The following is a 22424-nucleotide window of genomic DNA, read 5'->3' on the forward strand; positions in this document are numbered from 1 at the left end:
TGGAAAATGAGACAGGAATAGACAGATGTCAAACCCGATCACGGTGACCGATAGCGCCATCAAGCGAATCGCCAAGATCCTCTCCAAGGAGCCGGACGGCTCCATGTTGCGCATTTCTGTAAGCGGCGGCGGCTGCTCCGGCTTCCAGTATAACTACGATATCGTCACGAGCCGCGACGACGATGACCTCGTCATCAACAAGGACGGCGCCATCGTTCTTTTCGACTCCCTCTCATTGCAATATATGGATGGGGCTGAGGTTGATTTCGTCAGCGATCTGATGGGACAGTCGTTCCAGATCAAGAACCCGATGGCCAGCGCCTCCTGTGGCTGTGGCACCAGCTTCTCGATCTGACCGCACAATCCTCCATCCGAACGCCGGCGCGCCTCATCAGCGTCCATTCTGTCCATTATCCGAGAGGCCCCATGCGCATAGCAACCTGGAACATCAACGGCATCAAAGCCCGTCACCCCAATCTGTTGCGCTGGCTGGAGGAAGAGAAGCCCGACATCGCCTGTCTGCAGGAAATCAAGTCGGTGGACGAGGCCTTCCCGCGCGCAGATATCGAGTCACTCGGCTACAATGTCGAAACCCATGGCCAGAAGAGCTTCAACGGTGTAGCGCTGCTCTCGCGGCTGCCGTTCGAGGAAGTCAATCGTGGCCTGCCCGGTGACGATAGCGATGAACAGGCCCGCTTCATTGAAGGGCTGTTTGCAACCGACAAGGGGCCGCTCAGGGTTGTCAGCCTCTATCTGCCCAACGGCAACCCGGTCGACAGCGACAAATATCCCTACAAGCTCAACTGGATGCGGCGCCTCATCAACTGGTCGAAGGAACGTCTGGCACTGGAAGAGGCCTTTGTCCTGTCGGGCGACTATAACGTCATTCCGAGTGCCGATGACGTTCATGATCATGATGCATGGTGGGGCGATGCGCTCTACAGGGCCGAAACGCTGGAGCTGTTCAGGGAATTGAAGGCCGTTGGCCTCACAGAAGCCTTCCGCGCCTGCAACGCCACACCACATCTCTATTCCTTCTGGGACTATCAGGCGGGCGCCTGGCAGAGAAACAACGGCATTCGCATCGACCACCACCTGCTCTCACCGGAAGCGGCCGACTGGCTCAAATCATGCGCCATTCAGAAGGACACGCGCGATTGGGAAAAGCCATCCGATCACGTGCCCGTCATGCTGACGCTCAATTGCCATCAATTGTAGGAAAATGAAGCCCAGACGATGGAACGGGACACCATTCCGGGGTCCCGATCTCAATCTGCTTCTGTCTGGAAAATCTGCTTCTGGCAGGTCCGCTTTTGGCCGATCTGGTCTTCACGCTCTGGCGAGGACGTCAGTCGCCGTCGCTTTCATTGTCGCCTTCGCCGCCGCTGTTGACCCATTCATTGGCCAGCTCGACCGCCTTCTGCCGGGTACTTTCATCAGCAAGGGCAAAAGCCGCTTCCTGCCGGTCGAGAACCTGCGGGTTGTTGGAGTCGAGAATACGGGCGACGGTCAGCCATTTCAGGCCGTTGACCGGCTGCTGCGGCAGAACGTCGCCTTCAAGCAGCAAGTCACCCAGCTTCATCTGAGCGGCAACATGCCCCTTGCGGGCTGCCTTGTTGAGCCATCTTGCCGCCATCTTGGGCTCGATCTTGCCATCCGACTTGTCGAGGTAGGACATGGCCAGATGATACTGGGCATCCGGATCGCGGAAATAGGAGGCTGCATATTGCAGGAAATCGCGCGCCTTCTTGGGGTTGGGCGCGAGCTTGCCCTTGATGCCGGTGCGCACAAAGGCACTCAGTTTGACAATGGCATTGGAAACGTAGCGTGCTTCGATGGAACCCGGCTGCGCGTCGCCATACTGGCGCACGATGCCGTTGAACAGGTCAAAGGCCTGCCCTGCGTCCTTGGCCACGCCGTCACCTTCTTCATACATGCTGCCGAGTTTCCACTGCGACGCCATATGGCCATTGTGGGCGGCGTAGGTCAGAGCCTGCACGGCGGTCGACTTATTGCCAAACTTGTAGGCCTGCGCGCCGAAGCGAAATGCCTCGTCAGGCGTGGCCTGACCTTCCTCGATGGTCCGAGGATCGAAGGCATAGGAAGACACACTTCCCGCTGCGCTTAGCAGACCGACAAGGGCAGCAGTCTGCAAAAGGCTAACCGCAAAACTTGTTTGACGCTTCATGACACACCACACGTCTGCCCGATCCTTCCATTGCTCAATGGGGTACCAGGCAGAACCCGTCTCCTGACTTCCGGGCAAACTCAGTCGCCTGCCCGATTTTTCTTTTCTTGACCGCTTCCCGCATCCGGGTCACTGGTTCGAAAACTTCTGCAGCCTATCAAGTCTTAAAAAATGTCACTTCTATGACGCGCTGCATTAACTTTTCAAAACCCGACCATCCGGGACCATCACGTTGCGCCAATAATGTGGCCGAAGACTGGCATGATGGGTTAAGCAAGATGGTTAACAAATCATTTTTCAACAAAACGTTGCTTTTCTGCAACGTCTTACAGGGATTTGTGCCAGCCACTACTGCTTAACAGATATTCTTAACCATATGCAAAGAATCTGGTTCCCTTTCCCATATACGGTTAATCTGTTTGCGATAATTTGAAACGAAAGCAACTCTTGACCGGATCAAGGGAGGAACGAATGTCAAAATCAAACAGAAAAACTGACACTGCAGGCTCTCCCGATCAGGTAGTCAAGGTGCAAGAAGATCTGGAAAGGCTGGAAAGAGCCATGGTGCAGAGCACATCAGAGGGCACCCCGGACCTTTCCGAAGGAACATCAGAGAAATTGCCTCCAAAGCAGCCTAACGAGCCCCAAAGCGAGCAACACCTCCCGCCACCTGAAGAACGGCTGGAAGATGCCGCACGGTCTCTGAGTGAGCGTCGTCACGACCCCAGCGAAATTCAGCGCGTCTTCGAACAGGGCGTCTATCCTTACAAGACAAGGATGAAGCGCCTAGCTTATGAAAAGCAGAAAAGCCTGTTGCAGGTCGAGCTTCTCAAGGCCCAGAAGTGGGTCGAGGAATCAGGCGAAAAGATTGTGGTCCTGTTTGAAGGGCGCGATGCCGCTGGCAAGGGTGGCACCATCAAGCGTTTCATGGAGCATCTCAATCCGCGCACGGCGAGCGTCGTGGCCCTCAACAAGCCATCCGACCGCGAGCGCACCCAGTGGTACTATCAACGCTATGTGGAGCATCTGCCCGGCGCCGGAGAAATGGTTCTGTTCGACCGCTCTTGGTACAACCGCGCTGGCGTCGAGCGCGTCATGGGCTTCTGTACACCAAGCGAATATCTGGAGTTCATGCGCCAGACACCGGAATTCGAGCGCATGATCTGCCGGTCGGGCATCCGGCTGTTCAAATACTGGTTCTCTGTCACCCAGGAGGAGCAGCGCCGCCGTTTCTCGGCCCGCGAAACCGACCCCCTGAAACAATGGAAGCTCTCCCCGATTGACAAGGCGTCACTGGACAAATGGGACGCCTACACAGAGGCCAAGGAGGCGATGTTCTTCTATACGGACACCGCCGATGCGCCCTGGACCATCGTCAAATCCAACGACAAGAAACGGGCCCGCCTCAACTGCATGCAGCATTTTCTGGCTTCCCTGCCCTACCCCAACAAGGACCGCCACATTGTTCACGGCCCCGACCCGCTGATCGTTGGAAGCTACGGCAAGGTGATTGGCAAGGATGACCATATTCTCGGCAGAAGCCTCACGCCGCTTGGAGAGTAGCGACACCATCAAGCCGAAGCCAGCACTCGGACCGACCAACAAAAAAGGCCGCATCATGCGGCCTTCGTGATTCCTGATGCACCCGCCAGCTTCTTCTAGCCATAGACGGCATCAGCACGCTGTTCAAAGGCCGTCGAGAATTTCTTGAACGCCTTGTCGAACATCGCGCCCATCAGCCCGGAAAGCATCCGGTTGCGGAACTCATAGTCGATATAGAAAACCACGTTGCAACTGTCCGGCTCGCCCTCGATCGGCTCGAAGGTCCAGCGGTTTTCCATGTGCTTGAACGGACCATCCAGATACTCGGCGACAATCTGGTTCTGATCTGGCAGCAAGGTCACCTTCGAGGTGAAGCTTTCGCTGATCATCTTGTAGGCGACCACCATGTCAGCCACCAGAATGCTCTGCCCGGCGCTATCCTTGCGGCCACGAACATGCAGTGCCTTGCATAGAGGAACAAACTCGGGATAACGCTCGACATCCGCAACCAGCCTGAACATCTGATCTGCGGAATGCCTCACTTTATGGCGGGTCTCGAACTTGGGCATGAAGCGGGCCGGTCCTTGATCAATGGCCAAGCTTGGCGCGACGGGCGGCCTTCAGCTTCTCGAAATCTTCCCCGGCGTGATGGGATGAACGGGTTAGCGGATTGGCTGACACCATCAGGAAGCCCTTGGTGTAGGCAATCGTCTCATAACCCTTGAATTCCTGCGGCGTGACGAACTTGATCACCGGATGATGCTTCTTGCTCGGCTGCAAATACTGCCCGATGGTCAGAAAATCGACATCGGCAACCCGCAGGTCATCCATCAGCTGAAGCACTTCGTTGCGCTCTTCCCCAAGGCCCACCATGATGCCGGACTTGGTGAACATGGACGGGTCCAGTTCCTTGACGCGCTGCAACAGGCGGATGGAATGGAAATAGCGAGCGCCCGGACGAACCTTGAGATAGTTCGACGGCACGGTTTCCAGATTGTGGTTGAAGACGTCCGGCCTGGCCTCGACGACGATCTCCAGCGCGCCTTCCTTGCGCAGGAAGTCGGGCGTCAGCACTTCGATGGTGGTTTCCGGCGATGCGGCCCGGATGGCACGGATCACGGCGGCAAAATGCCGCGCACCGCCATCGTCCAGATCATCGCGATCAACCGAGGTGATCACCACATGCTTCAGCCCCATCTGGGCGACGGCACGTCCGGTGTTTTCCGGCTCTTCCGGGTCAAGCGCGCCGGGCATGCCCGTTGCGACATTGCAGAAAGCACAGGCACGGGTGCAGATTTCACCCATGATCATGAAGCTGGCATGCTTGTGCGACCAGCATTCGCCCATATTCGGACAACCGGCTTCCTCGCAAACCGTGACCAGCTTGTTGCCGCGCACGATGTCGAGGGTCTCCTTGTAGGCCTTGGAGCCCGGAGCCTTTACACGGATCCAGTCCGGTTTTCTCTGAATGGGATTGTCAGGCCGATGGGCCTTTTCAGGATGGCGAGGTCTGGCAAGAGCCTTGTCAGCGGCATCTGCCTTTACGGAAACGGTGTCAATGATGGTGACCATTCAGGAGCCTCGTCATTCCTGTTATTTCGGTTGATCAGCAATATCCAACCAGCAACAGGTGGTCAAGCCGGTCAGGATCGAACTTTTTGATAGACAAACAGCACGAGGATCGCGCCGAGTGTCGCAACGATCGTGGTATCCAGAAACATGCTGTGAACAAAGCGGATACCGAATCTGTCAGCGATAAATCCGCCGACAAATGCACCAATCAGCCCCACGATCAAATTTGTAAACAGACCATGGTCCGAATTGGTCACTTTTTCAGCTATGAAGCCAGCGATGATGCCGACGATAATCCAAAGGAAAATACCCATTTCACGTCCTCTTCTGAAAGCGATGCATAAGGATCTCAAATTCCGTCCTCTTTCATAGATAGAATGCGAAGACGGCCATTCAAGTTCCCGACACAGAGGCAGACCGCCTGGTCTGCCTCTGCTACGCTCACCACGAAGCCTAAAAAGGGTATATATCAGAAAATCACGTCTGGATCACACGACCATAGGCGTCGCGGACCGATTCCGGCATCATTTCCGACAGGGTCGGATGCGGGAAGATGGTTTCCATCAGCTCTTCTTCGGTCGTCTCCAGACCCATGGCAACAATGAAGCCCTGAATGAGCTCGGTCACTTCTGCGCCAATCATGTGTGCACCGAGCAACTGGCCGGTCTTCTTGTCGAAGATGGTCTTGATCATGCCTTCCGGCTCGCCAAGTGCAATGGCCTTGCCGTTGGCGATGAACGGGAAACGGCCAACGCGGACGTCCAGCCCCTTTGCCTTGCAGGCCTGTTCGGTAAGACCAACAGAGGAAACCTGCGGATGGCAATAGGTGCAGCCCGGGATCTTGCTCTTGTCCATCGGATGCGGATGCAGACCGGCGATCTTTTCAACGCAGATCGTGCCTTCATGCTCAGCCTTGTGCGCCAGCATCGGAGGGCCGGCCACGTCGCCAATCGCATAGATGCCTTCCACATTGGTACGGCCAAACTCGTCGATGACAATGCAGCCACGATCGGTTTTGATACCAAGCTTTTCAAGGCCGAGATTCTCGATATTGCCCTGAACGCCAACGGCAGAGATAATGCGATCGGCCTTGAAGACTTCGGTCTTGCCGCCCTTCTTCTCGATGGTCGCCTCGACGTTGTTGCCGCCCTTCTTGACGCTGGTCACCTTGGCTTCGGTCAGGATCTTGATACCCTGCTTTTCAAGGGACTTGCGTGCCATGGCGGAGATTTCATCATCTTCCACCGGCAGAATCTTCGGCATCATTTCAACGACGGTTACGTCAGCACCCATGGTGTTGAAGAAGCTGGCGAACTCGATACCGATCGCACCGGAGCCAACGACCAGCAGGCTCTTTGGCATGATGTCAGGCTTGAGGGCGTTGAAATAGGTCCAGATCAGCTGGCCATCCGGCTCAAGGCCGGGCAGAACGCGCGGACGGGCACCGGTTGCCAGAATGATGTGCTTGGCCTTGTAGGTGCCAGCGTCATCGCCGCTCACGGTAAGGGCGCCCTTGCCTTCCAGCACGGCGGTCCCCTTGATCACGGTGACCTTGTTCTTCTTCATCAGGAAGCCAACGCCGCTGTTCAGCTGCTTGGAAACGCCACGGGAGCGCTCGACAACCTTCTGCAGGTCGAAGCTGACGTTATCAGCCGACAGACCGTAGTCCTTGGCATTCTTCATGAAGTGAAAGATTTCGGCGGAGCGGAGCAGCGCCTTGGTTGGAATGCAGCCCCAGTTGAGGCAGATGCCGCCCAGTTCGTTCTTCTCGACGATTGCCGTCTTGAGGCCGAGCTGGGAAGAGCGAATGGCAGTCACATAACCACCAGGTCCAGAGCCGACTACGATTACGTCAAATTCAGTCTGTGCCATTTTGAAAATACCTCTCAATCGCCTCTTGATGTCCCGAAGGGCAACACCATCCCGGTCAGGCGACCGGGATTGCACAATGGCAGGTGCGCCTCAGGACTGCCCGATCGCACAACTGGGCGCGACCGGACGTTCAAGAGGAAGTCGGAATTAGACCAGCATGCTCATCGGGTTTTCGATGTAACCCTTGAATGCCTTGAGCAGTTCTGCGCCCAGAGCACCATCAACAGTGCGGTGGTCGGTCGACAGGGTGACGGTCATCATGGTTGCAACCTTGATTTCGTCGCCCTCGATGATCGGACGTTTCTCACCGGCGCCAACGGCCAGAATGGTCGAATGCGGCGGATTGACAACGGCAGAGAAGCTCTTGACGCCCATCATGCCCATGTTGGACACGGCGGTCGTACCACCCTGATATTCCTCAGGCTTGAGCTTGCGTTCCTTGGCGCGTTTGCCCATGTCCTTCATCTCGTTGGAGATGGTGGACAGAGCCTTTTCCTCGGCGCGGCGGATGATCGGGGTGATCAGGCCACCTTCGATGGAAACGGCAACACCCACGTCAACATGCTTGTGCTTGACCATGTTGTCAGACGTCCAGGAGACGTTGGCATCAGGCACATCGCGCAGGGCAAGTGCCAGAGCCTTGATCACCATGTCGTTGACCGACAGCTTGAACGTAGGCTTGTCGTCCTTGCGCGGAGCCGAAGCATTCAGCTGGCCACGCAGAGCGAGCAGATCGTCCAGTTTGCAGTCGACCGACACATAGAAGTGCGGAATGGTCTGCTTCGCTTCGGTCAGGCGCTTTGCAATGGTCTTGCGCATGCCGTCGTGAGGAACGAGCTCGTAGGAGCCTTCTTCGAACAGCTTAAGGACCTGAGCATCGGAAGGACCGGCAGCCGGAGCCGGTGCAGCGGCAGGCGCTGCAGCAGCTTTTGGAGCCTCGGCGGCAGCCGGAGCACCAGCCTTGGCGGTACCAGCTTCGATGGCAGCGTCGATATCGCGCTTGACGATACGTCCACGCGGACCGGTGCCGGTTACCTTGGCCAGATCCAGATCATTCATCTTGGCAAGGCGTCGTGCCAGCGGCGAAGAGAAGATGCGGTTGCCATCAGCAGCCGTTGGCGCCGGACCGGCAGCAACACTGACTTCAGGAGCCGCAGCTTCCTTGGCCGGAGCCGCGTCTGCAGCAGGAGCAGCAGCCGGGCTGGCAGCAGTCATCCCTTCCAGAGCAGAAGCGTCTTCGCCTTCTTCCAGCAACAGGGCAATCGGAGCATTCACGGCGACATCGGCAGTACCGGCTTCGACAAGGATCTTGCCGATGGTGCCTTCGTCAACAGCTTCCACTTCCATGGTTGCCTTGTCGGTTTCGATCTCGGCGATCACATCCCCGGAGGAAATCTCATCGCCTTCCTTGACCAGCCATTTGGCAAGGGTCCCGCTCTCCATGGTCGGAGAAAGGGCCGGCATCGTAATCGTTACGGGCATTTTCTCTCTCCTTTAAGCGGTATAGGTGACAGCCTTGACGGCAGCAATCACCTCGGCAACGTTTGGCAGAGCCAGCTTTTCGAGGTTTGAAGCGTAAGGCATCGGAACGTCCTTGCCGCAAACGCGGGCAACCGGCGCATCCAGATAGTCAAAAGCCTGATCCATTACGCGGAAGGCAACTTCCGAAGCGGTGGAGGCCTGCGGCCAGCCTTCTTCAACCACCACGCAACGACCGGTCTTGATAACCGAGCGAATGATGGTTTCGGTGTCGAGCGGACGGATGGTGCGAAGGTCGATGACTTCGGCCTCGATGCCTTCCTTGGCCAACTCTTCAGCTGCATGGAGAGAATGCTGCATGCCCATGCCGAAGGAAACGATGGTCACATCGCTACCCTTGCGGGCAATGCGTGCCTTGCCGAGCGGAACCGTGAAGTCTTCCACATCCGGAACATCGAAGCTGTGACCATAGAGAATTTCGTTCTCAAGGAAGACAACCGGGTTGTTGGTGCGGATGGCAGACTTGATCAGGCCCTTGTAGTCGGACGCCGTATAAGGATGCACAACGATCAGGCCAGGAATCTGGCTGTACCATGCGGTGTAATCCTGCGAGTGCTGGGCAGCCACGCGGGCAGCAGCACCGTTCGGACCGCGGAACACGATCGGGTTGTGGATCTGGCCGCCGGACATGTAAAGCGTCTTGGCGGAGGAGTTGATGATGTGGTCAATCGCCTGCATGGCGAAGTTGAAGGTCATGAACTCGACGATCGGGCGCAGACCGGCCATGGCAGCACCGGCAGCAAGACCGGTGAAACCGTGTTCGGTGATCGGGGTATCGATCACACGGCGTTCGCCGAACTCTTCCAGCATGCCCTGGGAGATCTTGTAGGCACCCTGATACTGGGCAACTTCTTCACCAATCAGGAAGACGTCATCGTCGCGGCGCATTTCCTCGGCCATACCGTCACGCAGTGCTTCGCGAACGGTCTGGGTTTTCATCGGCGTGCCAGCAGGAATTTCCGGCTCGTCTTCAACATCAGGAACAGTCACCGGAGCGGCAGATTTCGGCTCGGCAGGAACGGAGGCCGGAGCAGCAGGTGCTTCAGCAGCCGGAGCCGGAGCGGCATCGGAGGAAACGCTGTCGAGAGCGGAAGCATCTTCGCCTTCTTCAAGGATCAGAGCGATCAGCTCGTTGACCTTGACGCCCTGTGCGCCTTCGGCAACAACGATCTTGCCGAGCGTGCCTTCGTCAACCGATTCAACTTCCATGGTGGCCTTGTCGGTCTCGATCTCTGCGATCACGTCACCGATCTCGATCTTGTCACCTTCTTTTTTGACCCACTTGGCCAGATTGCCTTCTTCCATGGTCGGGGAGAGGGCCGGCATAAGAACTTTAATTGGCATAAGTCTATCCCTTCACCTTAGAGCGGCATGTAAATATCGGTCCAGAGTTCGGATTCATCCGGCTCGGGGTTGGTCTGGGCGAAGTCGGCAGAATCGGACACGATTGCGCGGATGTCCTTGTCGATGGCCTTCAGCTCATCTTCACTGGCAAGACCGCCATCGATCAGACGCTGACGCACCTGCTCGATCGGATCATGCTCGTTGCGCATCTTCTGCACTTCTTCCTTGGAACGATATTTCGCCGGGTCGGACATGGAATGTCCGCGATAGCGGTAGGTGATCATTTCGAGGATGTAAGGCCCCTTGCCTTCGCGAGCCCATTCAATGGCGCGTTCGGCAGCAGCCATCACAGCGCGCACGTCCATGCCATCAACCTGCTCGCCAGGGATGCCGAAAGAAATACCGCGCTGGGAAAGATCTGTGTTGGATGAAGAACGCTCAACCGAGGTTCCCATGCCATACTTGTTGTTCTCGATCACGTAGATCGCAGGCAGGTTCCAGAGCTTGGCCATGTTGAAGCTCTCGTAGACCTGACCCTGGTTGGATGCGCCGTCGCCCATGTAGATGAAGGAGACGTTGTCGTTGCCGCGATATTTGTTCGCGAAGGCAAGACCGGTACCGATGGATACCTGGGCTCCAACGATACCGTGGCCGCCGAAGAAGTTCTTCTCGCGGCTGAACATGTGCATCGAGCCGCCTTTACCCTTGGAATAACCGTCCTTGCGGCCCGTCAATTCGGCCATGACGCCCTTGGGGTCCATATCACAGGCCAGCATGTGACCGTGGTCACGGTAGGACGTGACAACCTGGTCACCTTCCTTTGCGGCCATCTGCATGCCGACAACCACAGCTTCCTGACCAATATAAAGGTGACAGAAGCCGCCGATCATGCCCATGCCATAAAGCTGGCCGGCCTTCTCTTCAAAACGGCGGATCAGCAGCATTTCACGATATGCGTGAAGTTCCTGATCCTTATCAAATTCAACAATTGTGCGATTTACCTGGGCACGGGATGTGCCCTTCGCCGCCTTTTTGGCGGTACCAGACGCGGATGCTGCCATTGTGCTGCTCCCTAAAGCGTTTCCATGTAGTGTAAGATAATTTAGGGAGTTCTAATCTGCAATTACAGATGCAAAGAGTAATCCACCGGCAAATTTCACATAAAACACTGAAAAAACACAAGAAAACAGACTTAACTGGAATGCAGTTAAAAAAAATCCGTCACCCTAATTCAGGTTAATTATTGAAAATGACGATTTCGTTTGGATCGGCAACGTCGAGGTAGGCGCGAGCACGCTCATCCATCATGTCCGGATCAAGAGTTCCCTGACGAAACAGGGCGATACGATGCTCGGCGGCTTCGCGCTGAAAGCGCAAATCCAGAAGATCCGCCTCCAGCACATCAGCCTGAACCTTCATTTCGGCAAGCGCATACACACCAAAACCGCCATGCAGCGTATGATACACGAAATAGGCTATGACTAACAGGAAAAAGAAGGGCAGCACCAACTGACGCAATACAGAATTTTTTCGTTGGCGAGTTGCCATACCGTACACCCTACTCACTCGGTTATCAGGCAGTACGCAAAACCCTCTCTGCCTGACACGATACCTATTTAGACCGCTTAGCGTTAACAAACGCTTTCCATACACGCCCGAAACAGAAAAATTGCAGATTTTTTTGGTATATAAAAAGTTAATCAATTCAGATAGTTAACCTTTGCTTTACAAAAATGGCAAGGCGGTGTCTGGATGTTTCAGAAAAACACAGAAATGAAGCTCTGAACAATTTTCGCTTAAGAACAAAGTCATTTGACCTTGATCATGGGATTTGCTCAGATCGGACGTAACAACTGCCTTGGCGACCTGGCGAGTGAAAATGAGCCTTCATGCCACCCAATTCAGACGCCATTCCTTTCCGGTGATGAGCCGTTCAACTTTTGGAACCTAAAGATGCACATCCACAGCCGTCGCCTGCCGATCTTCAACGACCTGCGCGATTTCATCAAATATTGCGAGGAACAGGGCGAGCTGATCCGCATCTCCGAGCCAGTCAGCATGAAGCTTCAGGCAACCGAGCTGCAGCGTCGCGTCATGATGAAAAATGGCCCTGCCCTACTTCTGGAGAAGCCGCTGAAGTCCGACGGCACCCCCAGCACAATGCCCGCGCTCATCAACCTGTTCGGAACGGTCAAGCGAGTCGCCTGGTCGCTGGGCTGCTCCGAGAGCGACCTGATTCCCTTTGGCGAGTTCCTCGCCTATCTGCGCCAGCCCCAACCACCGGAACGCTCAGAGATCCTCTCAGCCATCGGCCCCCTTTTCAAGGCCGCCACCAGCCTCAGAGGCAAAATCCAGAGCCGCGCCCATTGTCAGGAAGTCATCCATACGGGAGACGCCATCAACCTTGATTCTTTGCCGATCCAGACCTGTTGGCCAGAGGAACCTGCCCCACTCATCACATGGCCCATTGTCATCACGCGACCTGCCGAAAGCGAGGAAATCAAGGGCTATAACTGGGGCGTCTACCGCATACAGCAGGCCTGCAAGACCACACTGATCATGCGCTGGCTGGAGAATCGCGGCGGAGCGGCCCATTTCCGCCAATGGAAGGCAAAGGGCGAAGACATGCCCATTGCCATCGCCATCGGCAGCGACCCGGCCACCATCATGGGCGCCGTCACCCCCATTCCCGAGACCCTCAGCGAAGCCCAGTTCTCAGGCCTGTTCCGTGGCAAGCCGACTCAGTTGGTGCGGGCAAAGACCCAGCCACTGCTCGTACCCGCCAACGCCGAGATCGTCATCGAAGGCACCGTGTCAGCAACAGAGACCTTGCCCGAAGGCCCCTACGGCGACCACACCGGCTATTACAACGCCGTCGAGTCCTTCCCCAAGGTAACAGTCACCGCCATCACCCACCGCAAGGCCCCCATCTATCTCTCCACCTACACCGGCCGGGCGCCGGATGAACCATCCGTCATCTCCGAAGCGCTAAACGATGTCTTCATGCCGCTGGTGCGACAGGCCTTTCCGGAAGTTGTCGACTGCTGGCTGCCGCCGGAAACGGCATCCTACCGCGTTGCCGTCATTTCCATCAGGAAACGCTATGCCGGTCAGGCCCGCCGTGTCATGATGGGCATGTGGTCGATGTTGCCCCAGTTCAACATGACCAAGCTCATCATCATCGTCGATGCCCACATCAACGCGCGCAGCTGGGAGGACGTTATGTGGGCAGTGGCCACCAAGACCGACCCGGGTCGCGACCTCTTGCAGATCGGCAACACACCAATCGACTACCTCGATTTCGCCTCGCCCTTAGAAGGCCTCGGCGGCAAGCTGGGCATTGACGCGACCGACAAGATAGGCTCGGAAACCCAACGCGAGTGGGGGCGCGAGTTGAAGATGGACGAACAGACGGTCACAGAGGTGGACGACCTCGTCGCCAGGCTCAATTTGTAGGCCAGAACAAGGAATTCAAGGCACATGCAGCCCAACAAGAAAATCGGCCTTGTGGTAACCGGCGCCTCCGGCTCGCTTCTCGGCCTTTTTGCCATGAAGCAGCTCAACGCCCTCAAGGACCAAGGCGCAGCAATTGAGACCCATCTGATCATCACCGCTGGCGGCGACACCACCGCCCGGCTGGAGCTGACGGAAGATCAACGTCAGGAACTGGAAGCCGGGGCCGACCATTGCCACAATGACCACGATCTGTCGGCTTCCATCGCCTCAGGCTCCAATCCGCTGGACGGTCTGCTGTTTGCCCCCTGCTCCATCCGCAGCCTTGCCGCCATCGCCTATTGCCAGACGGACCGCCTATCGATCCGCGCTGCTGACGTGATGCTCAAGGAACGCCGCAAGCTGGTGCTCGCAGTACGCGAAACCCCGCTGCATCTGGGCCACATACAGGCCATGGAACAGGTAACCCGCATGGGCGGCATCATCGCACCACCGGTACCGGCTTTCTACCTCAAACCGGCAAGTTTGGAAGAAATGATCGAACAGAGCGCCACCCGCCTTCTCTCGCAATTCGACCTCGACGTTTCCCCCATTCTGCAGCGCTGGCGGGCCTGAACCGCAAGAGCCAACCCAACCCCTTCCGGGTTCCGCCAGCCCTTTCGCCGACGTCCCGCCATGGGCAAAAACGCCAAATGTGCTGAAGAAAAGTACAAAGAGCCTGACAGAGCCCGACCCGTTGGCTAAGCTCCCATCAGGGAAAATCAGAGGCAACCAACGGGAACAGGGGTCACGGGATGCTGCTATTGCGACTGTTCGGGGTAACACTGGTCGGCTTCTGGCGCCTGATCATCGGCATCATTTTTGGCACCATCCTCTACATCTACTGCTTCCTCTATCAGGAACAGATTTACACCGGGGTTCACGCCTTCTCCCGTGTTGCCATCGACTGGATCGACCACCAGAGTTACGTCGTGGCCTATGCCAAATGGTTCGAACTGCTGAAGATTGACGACAAACTGTCCTTCGCGCTCTATGTGTTGTTTGGCCGTCTGGCATGGATGCTGATGGAGACCATCGCACGCCAGACCATCGCGCGGATTTCAGGCACAGCCAGATCCTGAAATCCTACTGAAGTCCCCCGCCAGACCAGTCCGTTCAAGGCCAACCCCGACCTTCCAAGATCCACAATTCCCCTCCCGCGCATCCCTCAGCGGCGCCAGACAAAGCGCACGCCTTACCTTTCGCTCATCGCTTACTCGCATGAACAACAGTGTAACCTCACTGCCTTCATGCGATTCAACTGGCTGGAATTTCAATTTCCGCAATGATAACAACGGCTTCTACATGTCGAATTATATTTCAACTCAAATGAAACAAGTCGTTTCATTTAATAAGTTATTATATTGACAATTGTTCGCAAACACAGACCTCCAGCCACCAAAAGCAATGTTTGATCAAACGATCAAAGACTGGCGCGACAAATTGTGATGAGCATTGCATCTTGCCATCGCACATCTTTCGCGCTAAACACAGCCTCGGTCGACAGTTCACCAAGGCGTCACTGCTTCTCTGAAGAGCTAAACCTGTCACACTGCATGGACCCACACTTATCCCGTGCCATGTCGCAAGAGTGACCACGACTTACTGAATTCGGCACATGTCGAGGATAAGTCATGACCAAATCATCGCTTCCGTTTCAGGTTGAAGATATCTCTCAGCTCGCCAAGTCCCTGAAGAAATCCGCAAGTCAGGGCGACATGCCGCCAAGCCATGTCGAATGGTTGAACATTCTGGCGCGCGCTGCTGGCTTCCGAAACTACCAGCATTTCAAGGCCAATCATGACGCAGAAAAGCGCCTGACGACCACGCAAACCATCGAACCAATCGATCACGTCCTGATTGAGCACACCCTGCGCCATATTGACGAAGAGGCCCGGATGGTACGCTGGCCCAGCCGCCCTGCCCAGAGAGACCTGTGCCTGTGGTGGCTATGGTCGTTGTTTCCCGCCAATGCGGCTCTCGCCGAGGCTGAGGTCAATGCCCTGCTCAAGGCACGCAACAGCTTTGAGGACCATGCCCTCCTGCGCAGAGCGTTGGTGGATGGCGGCTTTGTCACGCGCACACCGGACGGAACGGCCTATCGACGCAAAGAGATGCCGCCAACGGCCACGGCCCGGACGTTTCTGGCATTGATGAAGCAAAAGCGCACCCAGACCGCTCAGCAGCACTGACCCATTCCTGAACTATTCCGCAGCAGCCCGCGCCGTCATGCCCAGCCTTGTCTGGACAGGGAAGCATGGCGCTTGCGCCCGCTTGCCTATCGATTGAAAGCAGATCTCATGACCACCATCGAACCATTCATCATAACCCATCGCCAGATCATGCAGACAGACCTGGGGCCCATCGAATATGCCATCGAGGGAAGCCACACAGGACCAACCCTTTTGGCCATTCATGGCGGCATGGGCGGAGTCGATCAAGGCACCCTCCTCGCCAAAGCAGCCATAGCACCGGATCACCCCTTCACGACCATCGCCGTCTCCCGCCCGGGTTATCTCGGCACTCCCCTGCACAACAGGACAACGCCTGCAGAGCAGGCTGATCTCCTTGCTCTCCTCCTCGACCGACTGGACGTGAAGCGAGCGACCGTAGTGGCAATTTCGGCCGGAGGTCCGTCCGCAATCGAGTTCGCCGCGCGACATCCGGAGCGGTGTCAGGCCCTCATCCTCATTTCCTGTTGCATGAAGGCACTGCCGGTCAACCGCTCAATCCTTGCGCGCCTTGCTCTCTTCAGGCTCGTGGCCCGATCGCACCTCTTCGTGAACTGGATGCGAAAAAAGGCGATGAATGACCAGGAGCGGATGGCGCGCAGATCGATTCCAGACCCCGAACTGTTACGGGCAACCATCAAGAACAGGGAGGCATGGCACCTGATGCAGGCCCTGCAATCAAGCCTGTTTCAGGAGATGGCCGCGAGACTGCCTGGCACCATCAATGACACAAGGCTATTTGCCCGAAGCAGACCCATCCCCTTTTCCGCCATCCAATGCCCCACGCTGATCATTCACGGCAACAGGGATACCGTTGTTCCCTTCGACCATGCAGAGACGGCAGCGAAAAACATCGCCGGAGCAAGGCTAATCACACAGGAAAATGCCGGGCACGTTGCCCTCTTCAGCCATCTTGAGAGAGTTCGTCGGTCCATCAATCAATTCATGACCGAGCTTGCGCCGTGACTAACGGGGCAGCATGCAAGGCCGGAGAAAACAAGCCCTCCCCGGCACCTCTTGCCAGAGCCGTTATTCGGCGGGCGCATTCTGCCTGCCGACCGGCAGGAAAACCGAAGCATTGATCAACTGCCGAACAACCGAAAACCAGTAGAAGAAATAGGCGATACCCAGAGTGATAATTGTAAGCAAAAACCAGATCACCGCATGGCCAATAACCTGCCCGATATTGAAATCGACATGGACGCGGGCAAGTTTGACACCCTGACGGTCAACCAGATAGGTCTGGTTCAGCGGCGCCTTGGCCAGATAATAGGGCGCAAGAAAAGCCGCAAACCCGAAAGTGATGATGCTCAGAAAAATCCAGAGCACGATATGCCCCAGCGCCTCAACCAACTGAAACTCGCATTTGAAACCGCTCATGGTCCGTCCCACCCCTTTATTGAAAAGTCACTATCAAACAAAATCAATCAATGCGAACAGACCGTTCCGTCCTGTCCCCGCCATAAATTAAACCCTGCCGCACACAAAAACACAACCTAGGGTAAATACCAATTCACAACATCCAACCTATTGCAAAACAAAGAAAAACCGGCGCACCGCCATGGTGCGCCGGTTTTATAAATTCTTGAGATGAACCGTATGATTCAACCTCTGACGGTCTTAGCCCTTCAGGATAGAACGGCCAGCAAACTTAGCCATCGGGCCAAGCTCTTCTTCGATACGGATCAGCTGGTTGTATTTTGCCAGACGGTCAGAACGGGACAGGGAACCGGTTTTGATCTGGCCGCAGTTGGTGGCAACAGCGAGGTCGGCAATGGTTGCGTCCTCGGTTTCACCAGAGCGGTGAGACATCACAGCGGTGTAGGATGCCTTGTGAGCCATTTCAACAGCTTCCAGGGTCTCGGTCAGGGAACCGATCTGGTTCACTTTAACGAGGATGGAGTTGCCAACGCCCATTTTGATGCCGTCTTTGAGGCGAGCGGTATTGGTTACGAACAGGTCGTCGCCAACCAGCTGGCACTTGTCACCGATCTTTTCGGTCAACAGCTTCCAACCGTCCCAATCGTCTTCTGCCATGCCGTCTTCGATGGAGATGATCGGATAGTTTGCAACCAGGTCGGCAAGATAGTCAGCCATGGCAGCTGCATCCAGAACCTTGCCTTCGCCTTTGAGGTTGTACTTGCCATCAGAATAGAATTCAGAGGAAGCGCAGTCCAGAGCGAGGTAGATGTCTTCACCCGGCTTGAAGCCAGCGTCCTTGATGGACTGCATGATGAAGTCCAGAGCTGCCTTGGTGGATTCCAGGTTCGGTGCGAAACCGCCTTCGTCGCCAACAGCAGTGTTGTGACCAGCCTTGGAGAGGTTCTTCTTCAGGGCGTGGAAGACTTCAGCACCCATGCGAACTGCTTCCTTGATGCTGTCTGCACCAACTGGCATAATCATGAATTCCTGAACGTCGATCGGGTTGTCAGCGTGCTCACCACCGTTGATGATGTTCATCATCGGAACCGGCAGGGTGCAAGCGTTCATGCCACCAACGTAGCGGTAGAGCGGCAGACCGGCAGCAGCAGCAGCAGCCTTGGCAACTGCCATGGAGGTGCCGAGAATGGCGTTTGCGCCGATGCGGCCCTTGTTTTCGGTGCCGTCGAGCTCAATCATGACCTGGTCGAGCTGGATCTGGTTTTCTGCATCCAGACCTACCAGAGCGTCAAAGATTTCATCATTGACGGCTTCAACAGCTTTCAGGACACCCTTGCCGCCATAACGTTCTTCGCCATCGCGCAGTTCGTGCGCTTCGTGAACGCCGGTAGACGCGCCCGACGGAACGGCAGCGCGACCCATGGAGCCGTCTTCAAGAATAACGTCCACTTCGACGGTTGGGTTGCCGCGGCTGTCAAGGATCTCGCGACCCACGATGTCAATAATTGCGGTCATGATCGTACCTCAATTTGGATGAATTTGGTTAAAGTCTGATGCCCGTTTATCTATCGAAATTTTTGACAGAATCATAGAGCAAGAAACCGTTTTTATGCACAAATGAACCCTAGGGGAGCATTTTGTCAGTCCGATTACAGCCATTTGCGCCGGACCGCTTTGATCTGTGTAAAATTAGGCTTTAGTCTTAAGCGATAGTGCGCAACTTTTTGGGCCTGCGAATCGTCCTGTGCATTTTAGTGAAAGTGTAACGATGAAATCGACACTGACAGACGAAATGCGCAGACTCCATCCGCTCCGATTGTATCGTTCCATCGCCTGCCGAGAGCGAACAGTCGATTGTGCATTTTTTATGGACAAGCATCTTTAGGTGCTTCCCAAACCAGCTCTCAATGAAAACAATACCACATTCCCGGCCGTGGTGACTCTCCGACAAAAGAGATATCTGGCTGGCTCTTGCAACCATCAAAGAGGTGTTCCGTGACTGACTTGATAATTACCAACGGCGATCAGGCCGCGGACCTGCTCAAACAGGCCGGGATCGGCGATATGGTCCTGCCCTGGCGCGATGTGTTGCACGAAGGGCCGGTGCCCGATGCGGACGACATGCTGTTTGCCAAGATCCGCGCGGCAACGCTGGCCGACGGCCATGTCATGACCAGCGCGCAGATTCAGAAGGGGATGACCGCGCGGCTGGAGCTGATGCGCAATCATCAGCAGTTCGACCGCATCGCGCTCTGGTTCGAGCATGACCTTTATGATCAACTGCAGATCCTGCAGGTCCTCGACATGCTGAGCCGCTTCAATCGAATCAACAATGTGACGATCGTTCAGTCTCCGGCCTATCTGGGGATGCAACCGGTCGACAAGCTGGCTCGGATCGCCGAGTTATCGCTGCCGGTGCTGGATCGCATGTTCGCCTTTGCCTCGCGCACTTGGAAGGCCTATGTCTCCGGCAGCCCCGAAGCCATCAACGAAATCCGTAAAGACCCCATTCCGGGCTTTCCCTTCATGGGTCAGGCCCTGTTGCGCCTGTTGCAGGAGCTGCCCGGCCCGGATGGTCTCTCACGCACCGAGCGCCAGATCCTCTATCGTCTCAACCGCGGCGTGAACCGCCCCGGCATGCTGTTTGCTCAGGTACTCAACATGGAAGAAGCCGCGTTCCTTGGAGACTGGAGCTTCTTCAGGATCCTTTCCAGCCTGCAATTCTGTCCGCGCCCGGTCCTCACGGGCCTGCCGCAGAACTTCAAGCCGCGCATTTTCAAGGACGGAGACCAGCGCAAGGAATTCATCACCTCACAGCTGCACGTCACCGACTTCGGCAAGCGGCTGCTGGATGGCAAGGCAGACTACATCGCCGAGAACGGCCTGCATCGCTGGTGGGGCGGAACAGAACTGACCACGGCCAACCACTGGCGCTGGGATGATGAAAGCGGCACCCTCACCCACCACCGGGCCTCCTGAGCCAACAGTTGCAGCAGACAATGAAAAAGGCGCCTGGGCGAAAGCCCGGCGCCTTTTCCTCACCACCGTTCTGGACGGCTGTCACCCTCTGGTGACGAATACAAGACTGACAAGAGAAGAAAATGTCAGGAACAACGCGACCGAAATGATCGCTGCATAGCCCCATGTGGCAATTGCAAATCCCCAGACAGCCAGCAGCAGGATGATGCCGAACAACAGGATGTTGCTCAATTTCGTATCTGAAGACTTTACGTCAGCCATGACTTCCCTCCGTTCAAATTCCCTGGCGCTCCGCCCCATGTCGGGCAGCCGCTTTTTGTTCACGAGGGGGTATATATGAAATTTTACTTACAAGTCCAGTGACGAAACCATAATTGCGGCAATTTGACACAGATCAAATACCTACACATTCAGTCACCCGTGAACACGCCCTTCCGGACGCAAAGAGCCGGAGCATCCGCCCCGGCTCTTCTCAAACCCTACGCTTCGAATGACTCAGACCAGGCATCGACCCACTGCCAAACCAAATCATGCCTTGGCGATGGCGTCGAATTTCTGAAGCTGCGCCAGAAGGGCTTCCAGTTCCCTGATCGGCACCATGTTCGGCCCATCGCTGGGCGCCTTGTCCGGATCTTCGTGGGTCTCGATGAACACACCGGCAACCCCAACGGCCACGGCAGCTCTGGCCAGAACCGGCACGAATTCGCGCTGACCGCCCGAAGTTTCGCCCTGTCCGCCCGGCTGCTGCACCGAATGGGTGGCGTCGAAAATGACCGGAGCGCCGGTCTGGGCCATGATCGGCAGACCGCGCATGTCTGATACCAGCGTGTTATAGCCAAAGGACGCGCCGCGCTCGGTCAGCATGACATTGGGATTGCCGCTCTCCACAATCTTGGCCGCAACATTCTTCATGTCCCACGGTGCCAGGAACTGACCTTTCTTGACATTGATGATCGCGCCAGTCTTGGCAGCCGCGATCAACAAATCAGTCTGGCGGCACAGAAACGCCGGAATCTGCAGGATGTCGGCAACTTCCGCCACGCCCGCGCATTGTTCAGGCTCGTGAATGTCGGTCACGATCGGGAGACCGTATTTCTCCTTGATCTCGGCAAAAATCGGCAGTGCCTTGTCAAGACCGATACCGCGAGCCGACTTGAGGCTGGTGCGGTTCGCCTTGTCGAAGGACGACTTGTAGACAATCCCGATGTTGAGATTGTCGGAAATCTCCTTGAGTGCGGCTGCCATTTCCAGAGCATGATCCCGGCTTTCCATCTGGCACGGACCGGCCATGATGGACAGTGGCAGATGATTGCCAAATTGAACAGAGCCTGCTGATACGACACGATTTGGTATGGTCATCGTCAATTTCTCACTCATTATGAAGAACGGTTATTCGGACGCCTGACAAAAGATCAGGCCAACACCGGCCACGGCTTCCGCCTGCAGGATCACCTCGCCGTTGTGAACGGTATAGGAGAGCCCGGCGTCATCAAGAATGCTGCGGGTGCGATCAAGATCCACCGCGATCCGCAGGGCAAGGATTCCTCCCTCCTCCGGCATATCATGGGGAATGTCCAGATTGAAGAATGCCTTTATCGCAGATGGCGTCAACACTTCAAGATCGCATCCATCCACCTCTATCACCACCCCGGCACTGGTGGAGCGCATGACGCGCTGACCACTGAAACCGCCAAGGAACTCATGGTGGTCAGAGGGATTATGCGCGACAAAAAGCACCGAGTTCAGATGGCGCGCACCGTTACGATGCGCCTGATAGTTGGCTTTCCAGAACAGTTCAGGGCTGTGCTTGTGCTGACAGACGAAAAAGCCGGTTTCGACCATCAGTGGGTCTTGCACGAACCCCAGCGCAAAGCCGACTTCCACGAGGCTACCGTCCGGCATCTCTGCCTTGCGCCCAAAATCAAATGGCGCAAAGGTGCGCAACCCCAGCGTCTGGAACGCCTCAAGGTCCGCAGCCCGGTCACCAGACCGAAGCACCAGCATCGACGCCCCCTGACGCTTTTCCAAAAATCCCATGTTGAAACGGGGAAAGGAAAAATCGCCAGCCGCCACCTGTGGCATCAGGCGCGCGTCTTCAACGGCCAGCAACTCCAGAAAGCTGTCGTCCAGTTGGACCAGTGCGTTCTTTGTTCCGAAAGGATGATGCGCAGTTGGCGTGACTGTGAAACCCAGGCTCTCATAAAGCGCCCGTGCAGCATCCAGATCAGCAACTGCCAATACGATATGATCCACGCCGCGCAGCATGGCCAGTCCTCCCCGGAAGC

The 22424-nt window shown here is 56.1% G+C and carries 23 protein-coding genes; 9 read left to right on the forward strand and 14 right to left on the reverse strand.

The genetic code is table 11. The features are described from left to right. Nucleotides 1–25 precede the first annotated feature (25 nt). Both erpA and xth read left to right on the forward strand, forming a co-directional pair. Nucleotides 26–355: an iron-sulfur cluster insertion protein ErpA gene (erpA, locus tag DSL70_RS08360; protein ID WP_119307471.1), complete on the forward strand. Its 330-nt coding sequence runs from the start codon at nt 26–28 to the stop codon at nt 353–355. 71 nt (nt 356–426) lie between these two features. Then, nucleotides 427–1218 (forward strand): exodeoxyribonuclease III, encoded by a 792-nt coding sequence (gene xth / locus DSL70_RS08365; RefSeq protein WP_119307472.1) that lies wholly within the window; start codon nt 427–429, stop codon nt 1216–1218. A 130-nt stretch (nt 1219–1348) separates the two neighbouring features. Here xth and DSL70_RS08370 read toward each other — a convergent pair whose 3' ends face one another. After that, complete coding sequence (locus DSL70_RS08370) at nt 1349–2188, reverse strand: tetratricopeptide repeat protein (protein WP_119307473.1); 840 nt, start codon at nt 2186–2188, stop codon at nt 1349–1351. A 471-nt stretch (nt 2189–2659) separates the two neighbouring features. Between DSL70_RS08370 and ppk2 the strand changes: the two genes are divergently transcribed. Further along, nucleotides 2660–3751: a polyphosphate kinase 2 gene (ppk2, locus tag DSL70_RS08375; RefSeq protein WP_245418136.1), complete on the forward strand. Its 1092-nt coding sequence runs from the start codon at nt 2660–2662 to the stop codon at nt 3749–3751. A 95-nt stretch (nt 3752–3846) separates the two neighbouring features. Here the strand turns inward: ppk2 and DSL70_RS08380 are convergent, their stop codons facing one another. From DSL70_RS08380 to DSL70_RS08415, 8 genes are all read right to left on the reverse strand, one after another. Then, a complete protein-coding gene (locus DSL70_RS08380) occupies nt 3847–4299 on the reverse strand; it encodes a type II toxin-antitoxin system RatA family toxin (protein WP_119307871.1) in 453 nt (150 codons plus the stop codon). Nucleotides 4300–4318: 19 nt separating this feature from the next. Next, entirely contained in the window at nt 4319–5302 is a 984-nt protein-coding gene (gene lipA / locus DSL70_RS08385; protein WP_119307474.1) for a lipoyl synthase, read from the reverse strand. Between the two features lie 71 nt (nt 5303–5373). Continuing rightward, on the reverse strand, nt 5374–5616 hold the full coding sequence (locus DSL70_RS08390; protein ID WP_119307475.1) for a GlsB/YeaQ/YmgE family stress response membrane protein: 243 nt from the start codon (nt 5614–5616) through the stop codon (nt 5374–5376). Nucleotides 5617–5779: 163 nt separating this feature from the next. Further along, nucleotides 5780–7174 carry a dihydrolipoyl dehydrogenase gene (gene lpdA / locus DSL70_RS08395; protein ID WP_119307476.1) on the reverse strand — a complete coding sequence of 465 codons (1395 nt, stop codon included), beginning with the start codon at nt 7172–7174 and terminating at the stop codon, nt 5780–5782. A gap of 147 nt (nt 7175–7321) precedes the next feature. Further along, a complete protein-coding gene (locus DSL70_RS08400) occupies nt 7322–8656 on the reverse strand; it encodes a pyruvate dehydrogenase complex dihydrolipoamide acetyltransferase (protein WP_119307477.1) in 1335 nt (444 codons plus the stop codon). A gap of 12 nt (nt 8657–8668) precedes the next feature. Then, complete coding sequence (locus DSL70_RS08405; RefSeq protein ID WP_119307478.1) at nt 8669–10057, reverse strand: pyruvate dehydrogenase complex E1 component subunit beta; 1389 nt, start codon at nt 10055–10057, stop codon at nt 8669–8671. Between the two features lie 17 nt (nt 10058–10074). Beyond that, nucleotides 10075–11118, reverse strand: coding sequence for a pyruvate dehydrogenase (acetyl-transferring) E1 component subunit alpha (gene pdhA / locus DSL70_RS08410; protein ID WP_119307479.1), 1044 nt, complete (start codon nt 11116–11118; stop codon nt 10075–10077). Nucleotides 11119–11293: 175 nt separating this feature from the next. Continuing rightward, nucleotides 11294–11605, reverse strand: coding sequence for an FtsB family cell division protein (locus tag DSL70_RS08415; RefSeq protein WP_119307480.1), 312 nt, complete (start codon nt 11603–11605; stop codon nt 11294–11296). Between the two features lie 405 nt (nt 11606–12010). On the opposite strand from DSL70_RS08415, the gene DSL70_RS08420 reads away from it, so the two are divergent. The 5 genes from DSL70_RS08420 to DSL70_RS08440 all read left to right on the forward strand — a co-directional run bounded on the left by DSL70_RS08420 (nt 12011) and on the right by DSL70_RS08440 (nt 16746). After that, nucleotides 12011–13513: a UbiD family decarboxylase gene (locus DSL70_RS08420; RefSeq protein WP_245418137.1), complete on the forward strand. Its 1503-nt coding sequence runs from the start codon at nt 12011–12013 to the stop codon at nt 13511–13513. A 24-nt stretch (nt 13514–13537) separates the two neighbouring features. Then, nucleotides 13538–14125, forward strand: coding sequence for a UbiX family flavin prenyltransferase (locus DSL70_RS08425; RefSeq protein ID WP_119307481.1), 588 nt, complete (start codon nt 13538–13540; stop codon nt 14123–14125). Between the two features lie 179 nt (nt 14126–14304). Then, a complete protein-coding gene (locus DSL70_RS08430) occupies nt 14305–14631 on the forward strand; it encodes a hypothetical protein (protein WP_119307482.1) in 327 nt (108 codons plus the stop codon). Nucleotides 14632–15183: 552 nt separating this feature from the next. Then, on the forward strand, nt 15184–15741 hold the full coding sequence (locus tag DSL70_RS08435) for a DUF2087 domain-containing protein (protein ID WP_119307483.1): 558 nt from the start codon (nt 15184–15186) through the stop codon (nt 15739–15741). A 108-nt stretch (nt 15742–15849) separates the two neighbouring features. Next, nucleotides 15850–16746: an alpha/beta fold hydrolase gene (locus DSL70_RS08440; protein WP_119307484.1), complete on the forward strand. Its 897-nt coding sequence runs from the start codon at nt 15850–15852 to the stop codon at nt 16744–16746. A 63-nt stretch (nt 16747–16809) separates the two neighbouring features. Here DSL70_RS08440 and DSL70_RS08445 read toward each other — a convergent pair whose 3' ends face one another. Further along, the gene (locus DSL70_RS08445) at nt 16810–17160 is read right to left on the reverse strand and encodes a DUF6693 family protein (protein ID WP_119307485.1); all 351 of its coding nucleotides are present in this window, start codon (nt 17158–17160) and stop codon (nt 16810–16812) included. 240 nt (nt 17161–17400) lie between these two features. Then, the gene (gene eno, locus DSL70_RS08450) at nt 17401–18675 is read right to left on the reverse strand and encodes a phosphopyruvate hydratase (RefSeq protein WP_119307486.1); all 1275 of its coding nucleotides are present in this window, start codon (nt 18673–18675) and stop codon (nt 17401–17403) included. 480 nt (nt 18676–19155) lie between these two features. Here eno and DSL70_RS08455 point away from each other — a divergent pair, with 480 nt between their 5' ends. Further along, nucleotides 19156–20139 carry a DUF1835 domain-containing protein gene (locus DSL70_RS08455; RefSeq protein ID WP_162916470.1) on the forward strand — a complete coding sequence of 328 codons (984 nt, stop codon included), beginning with the start codon at nt 19156–19158 and terminating at the stop codon, nt 20137–20139. Nucleotides 20140–20220: 81 nt separating this feature from the next. Here the strand turns inward: DSL70_RS08455 and DSL70_RS22215 are convergent, their stop codons facing one another. The 3 genes from DSL70_RS22215 to DSL70_RS08465 all read right to left on the reverse strand — a co-directional run bounded on the left by DSL70_RS22215 (nt 20221) and on the right by DSL70_RS08465 (nt 22404). Further along, nucleotides 20221–20400 carry a hypothetical protein gene (locus tag DSL70_RS22215; RefSeq protein WP_162916472.1) on the reverse strand — a complete coding sequence of 60 codons (180 nt, stop codon included), beginning with the start codon at nt 20398–20400 and terminating at the stop codon, nt 20221–20223. A gap of 267 nt (nt 20401–20667) precedes the next feature. Then, nucleotides 20668–21498: a 3-deoxy-8-phosphooctulonate synthase gene (gene kdsA / locus DSL70_RS08460; protein WP_245418138.1), complete on the reverse strand. Its 831-nt coding sequence runs from the start codon at nt 21496–21498 to the stop codon at nt 20668–20670. 30 nt (nt 21499–21528) lie between these two features. Continuing rightward, complete coding sequence (locus DSL70_RS08465) at nt 21529–22404, reverse strand: VOC family protein (RefSeq protein WP_119307489.1); 876 nt, start codon at nt 22402–22404, stop codon at nt 21529–21531. Nucleotides 22405–22424: the final 20 nt, after the last annotated feature.

This window comes from Cohaesibacter haloalkalitolerans, assembly GCF_003574655.1.
GTDB lineage: Bacteria > Pseudomonadota > Alphaproteobacteria > Rhizobiales > Cohaesibacteraceae > Cohaesibacter > Cohaesibacter haloalkalitolerans.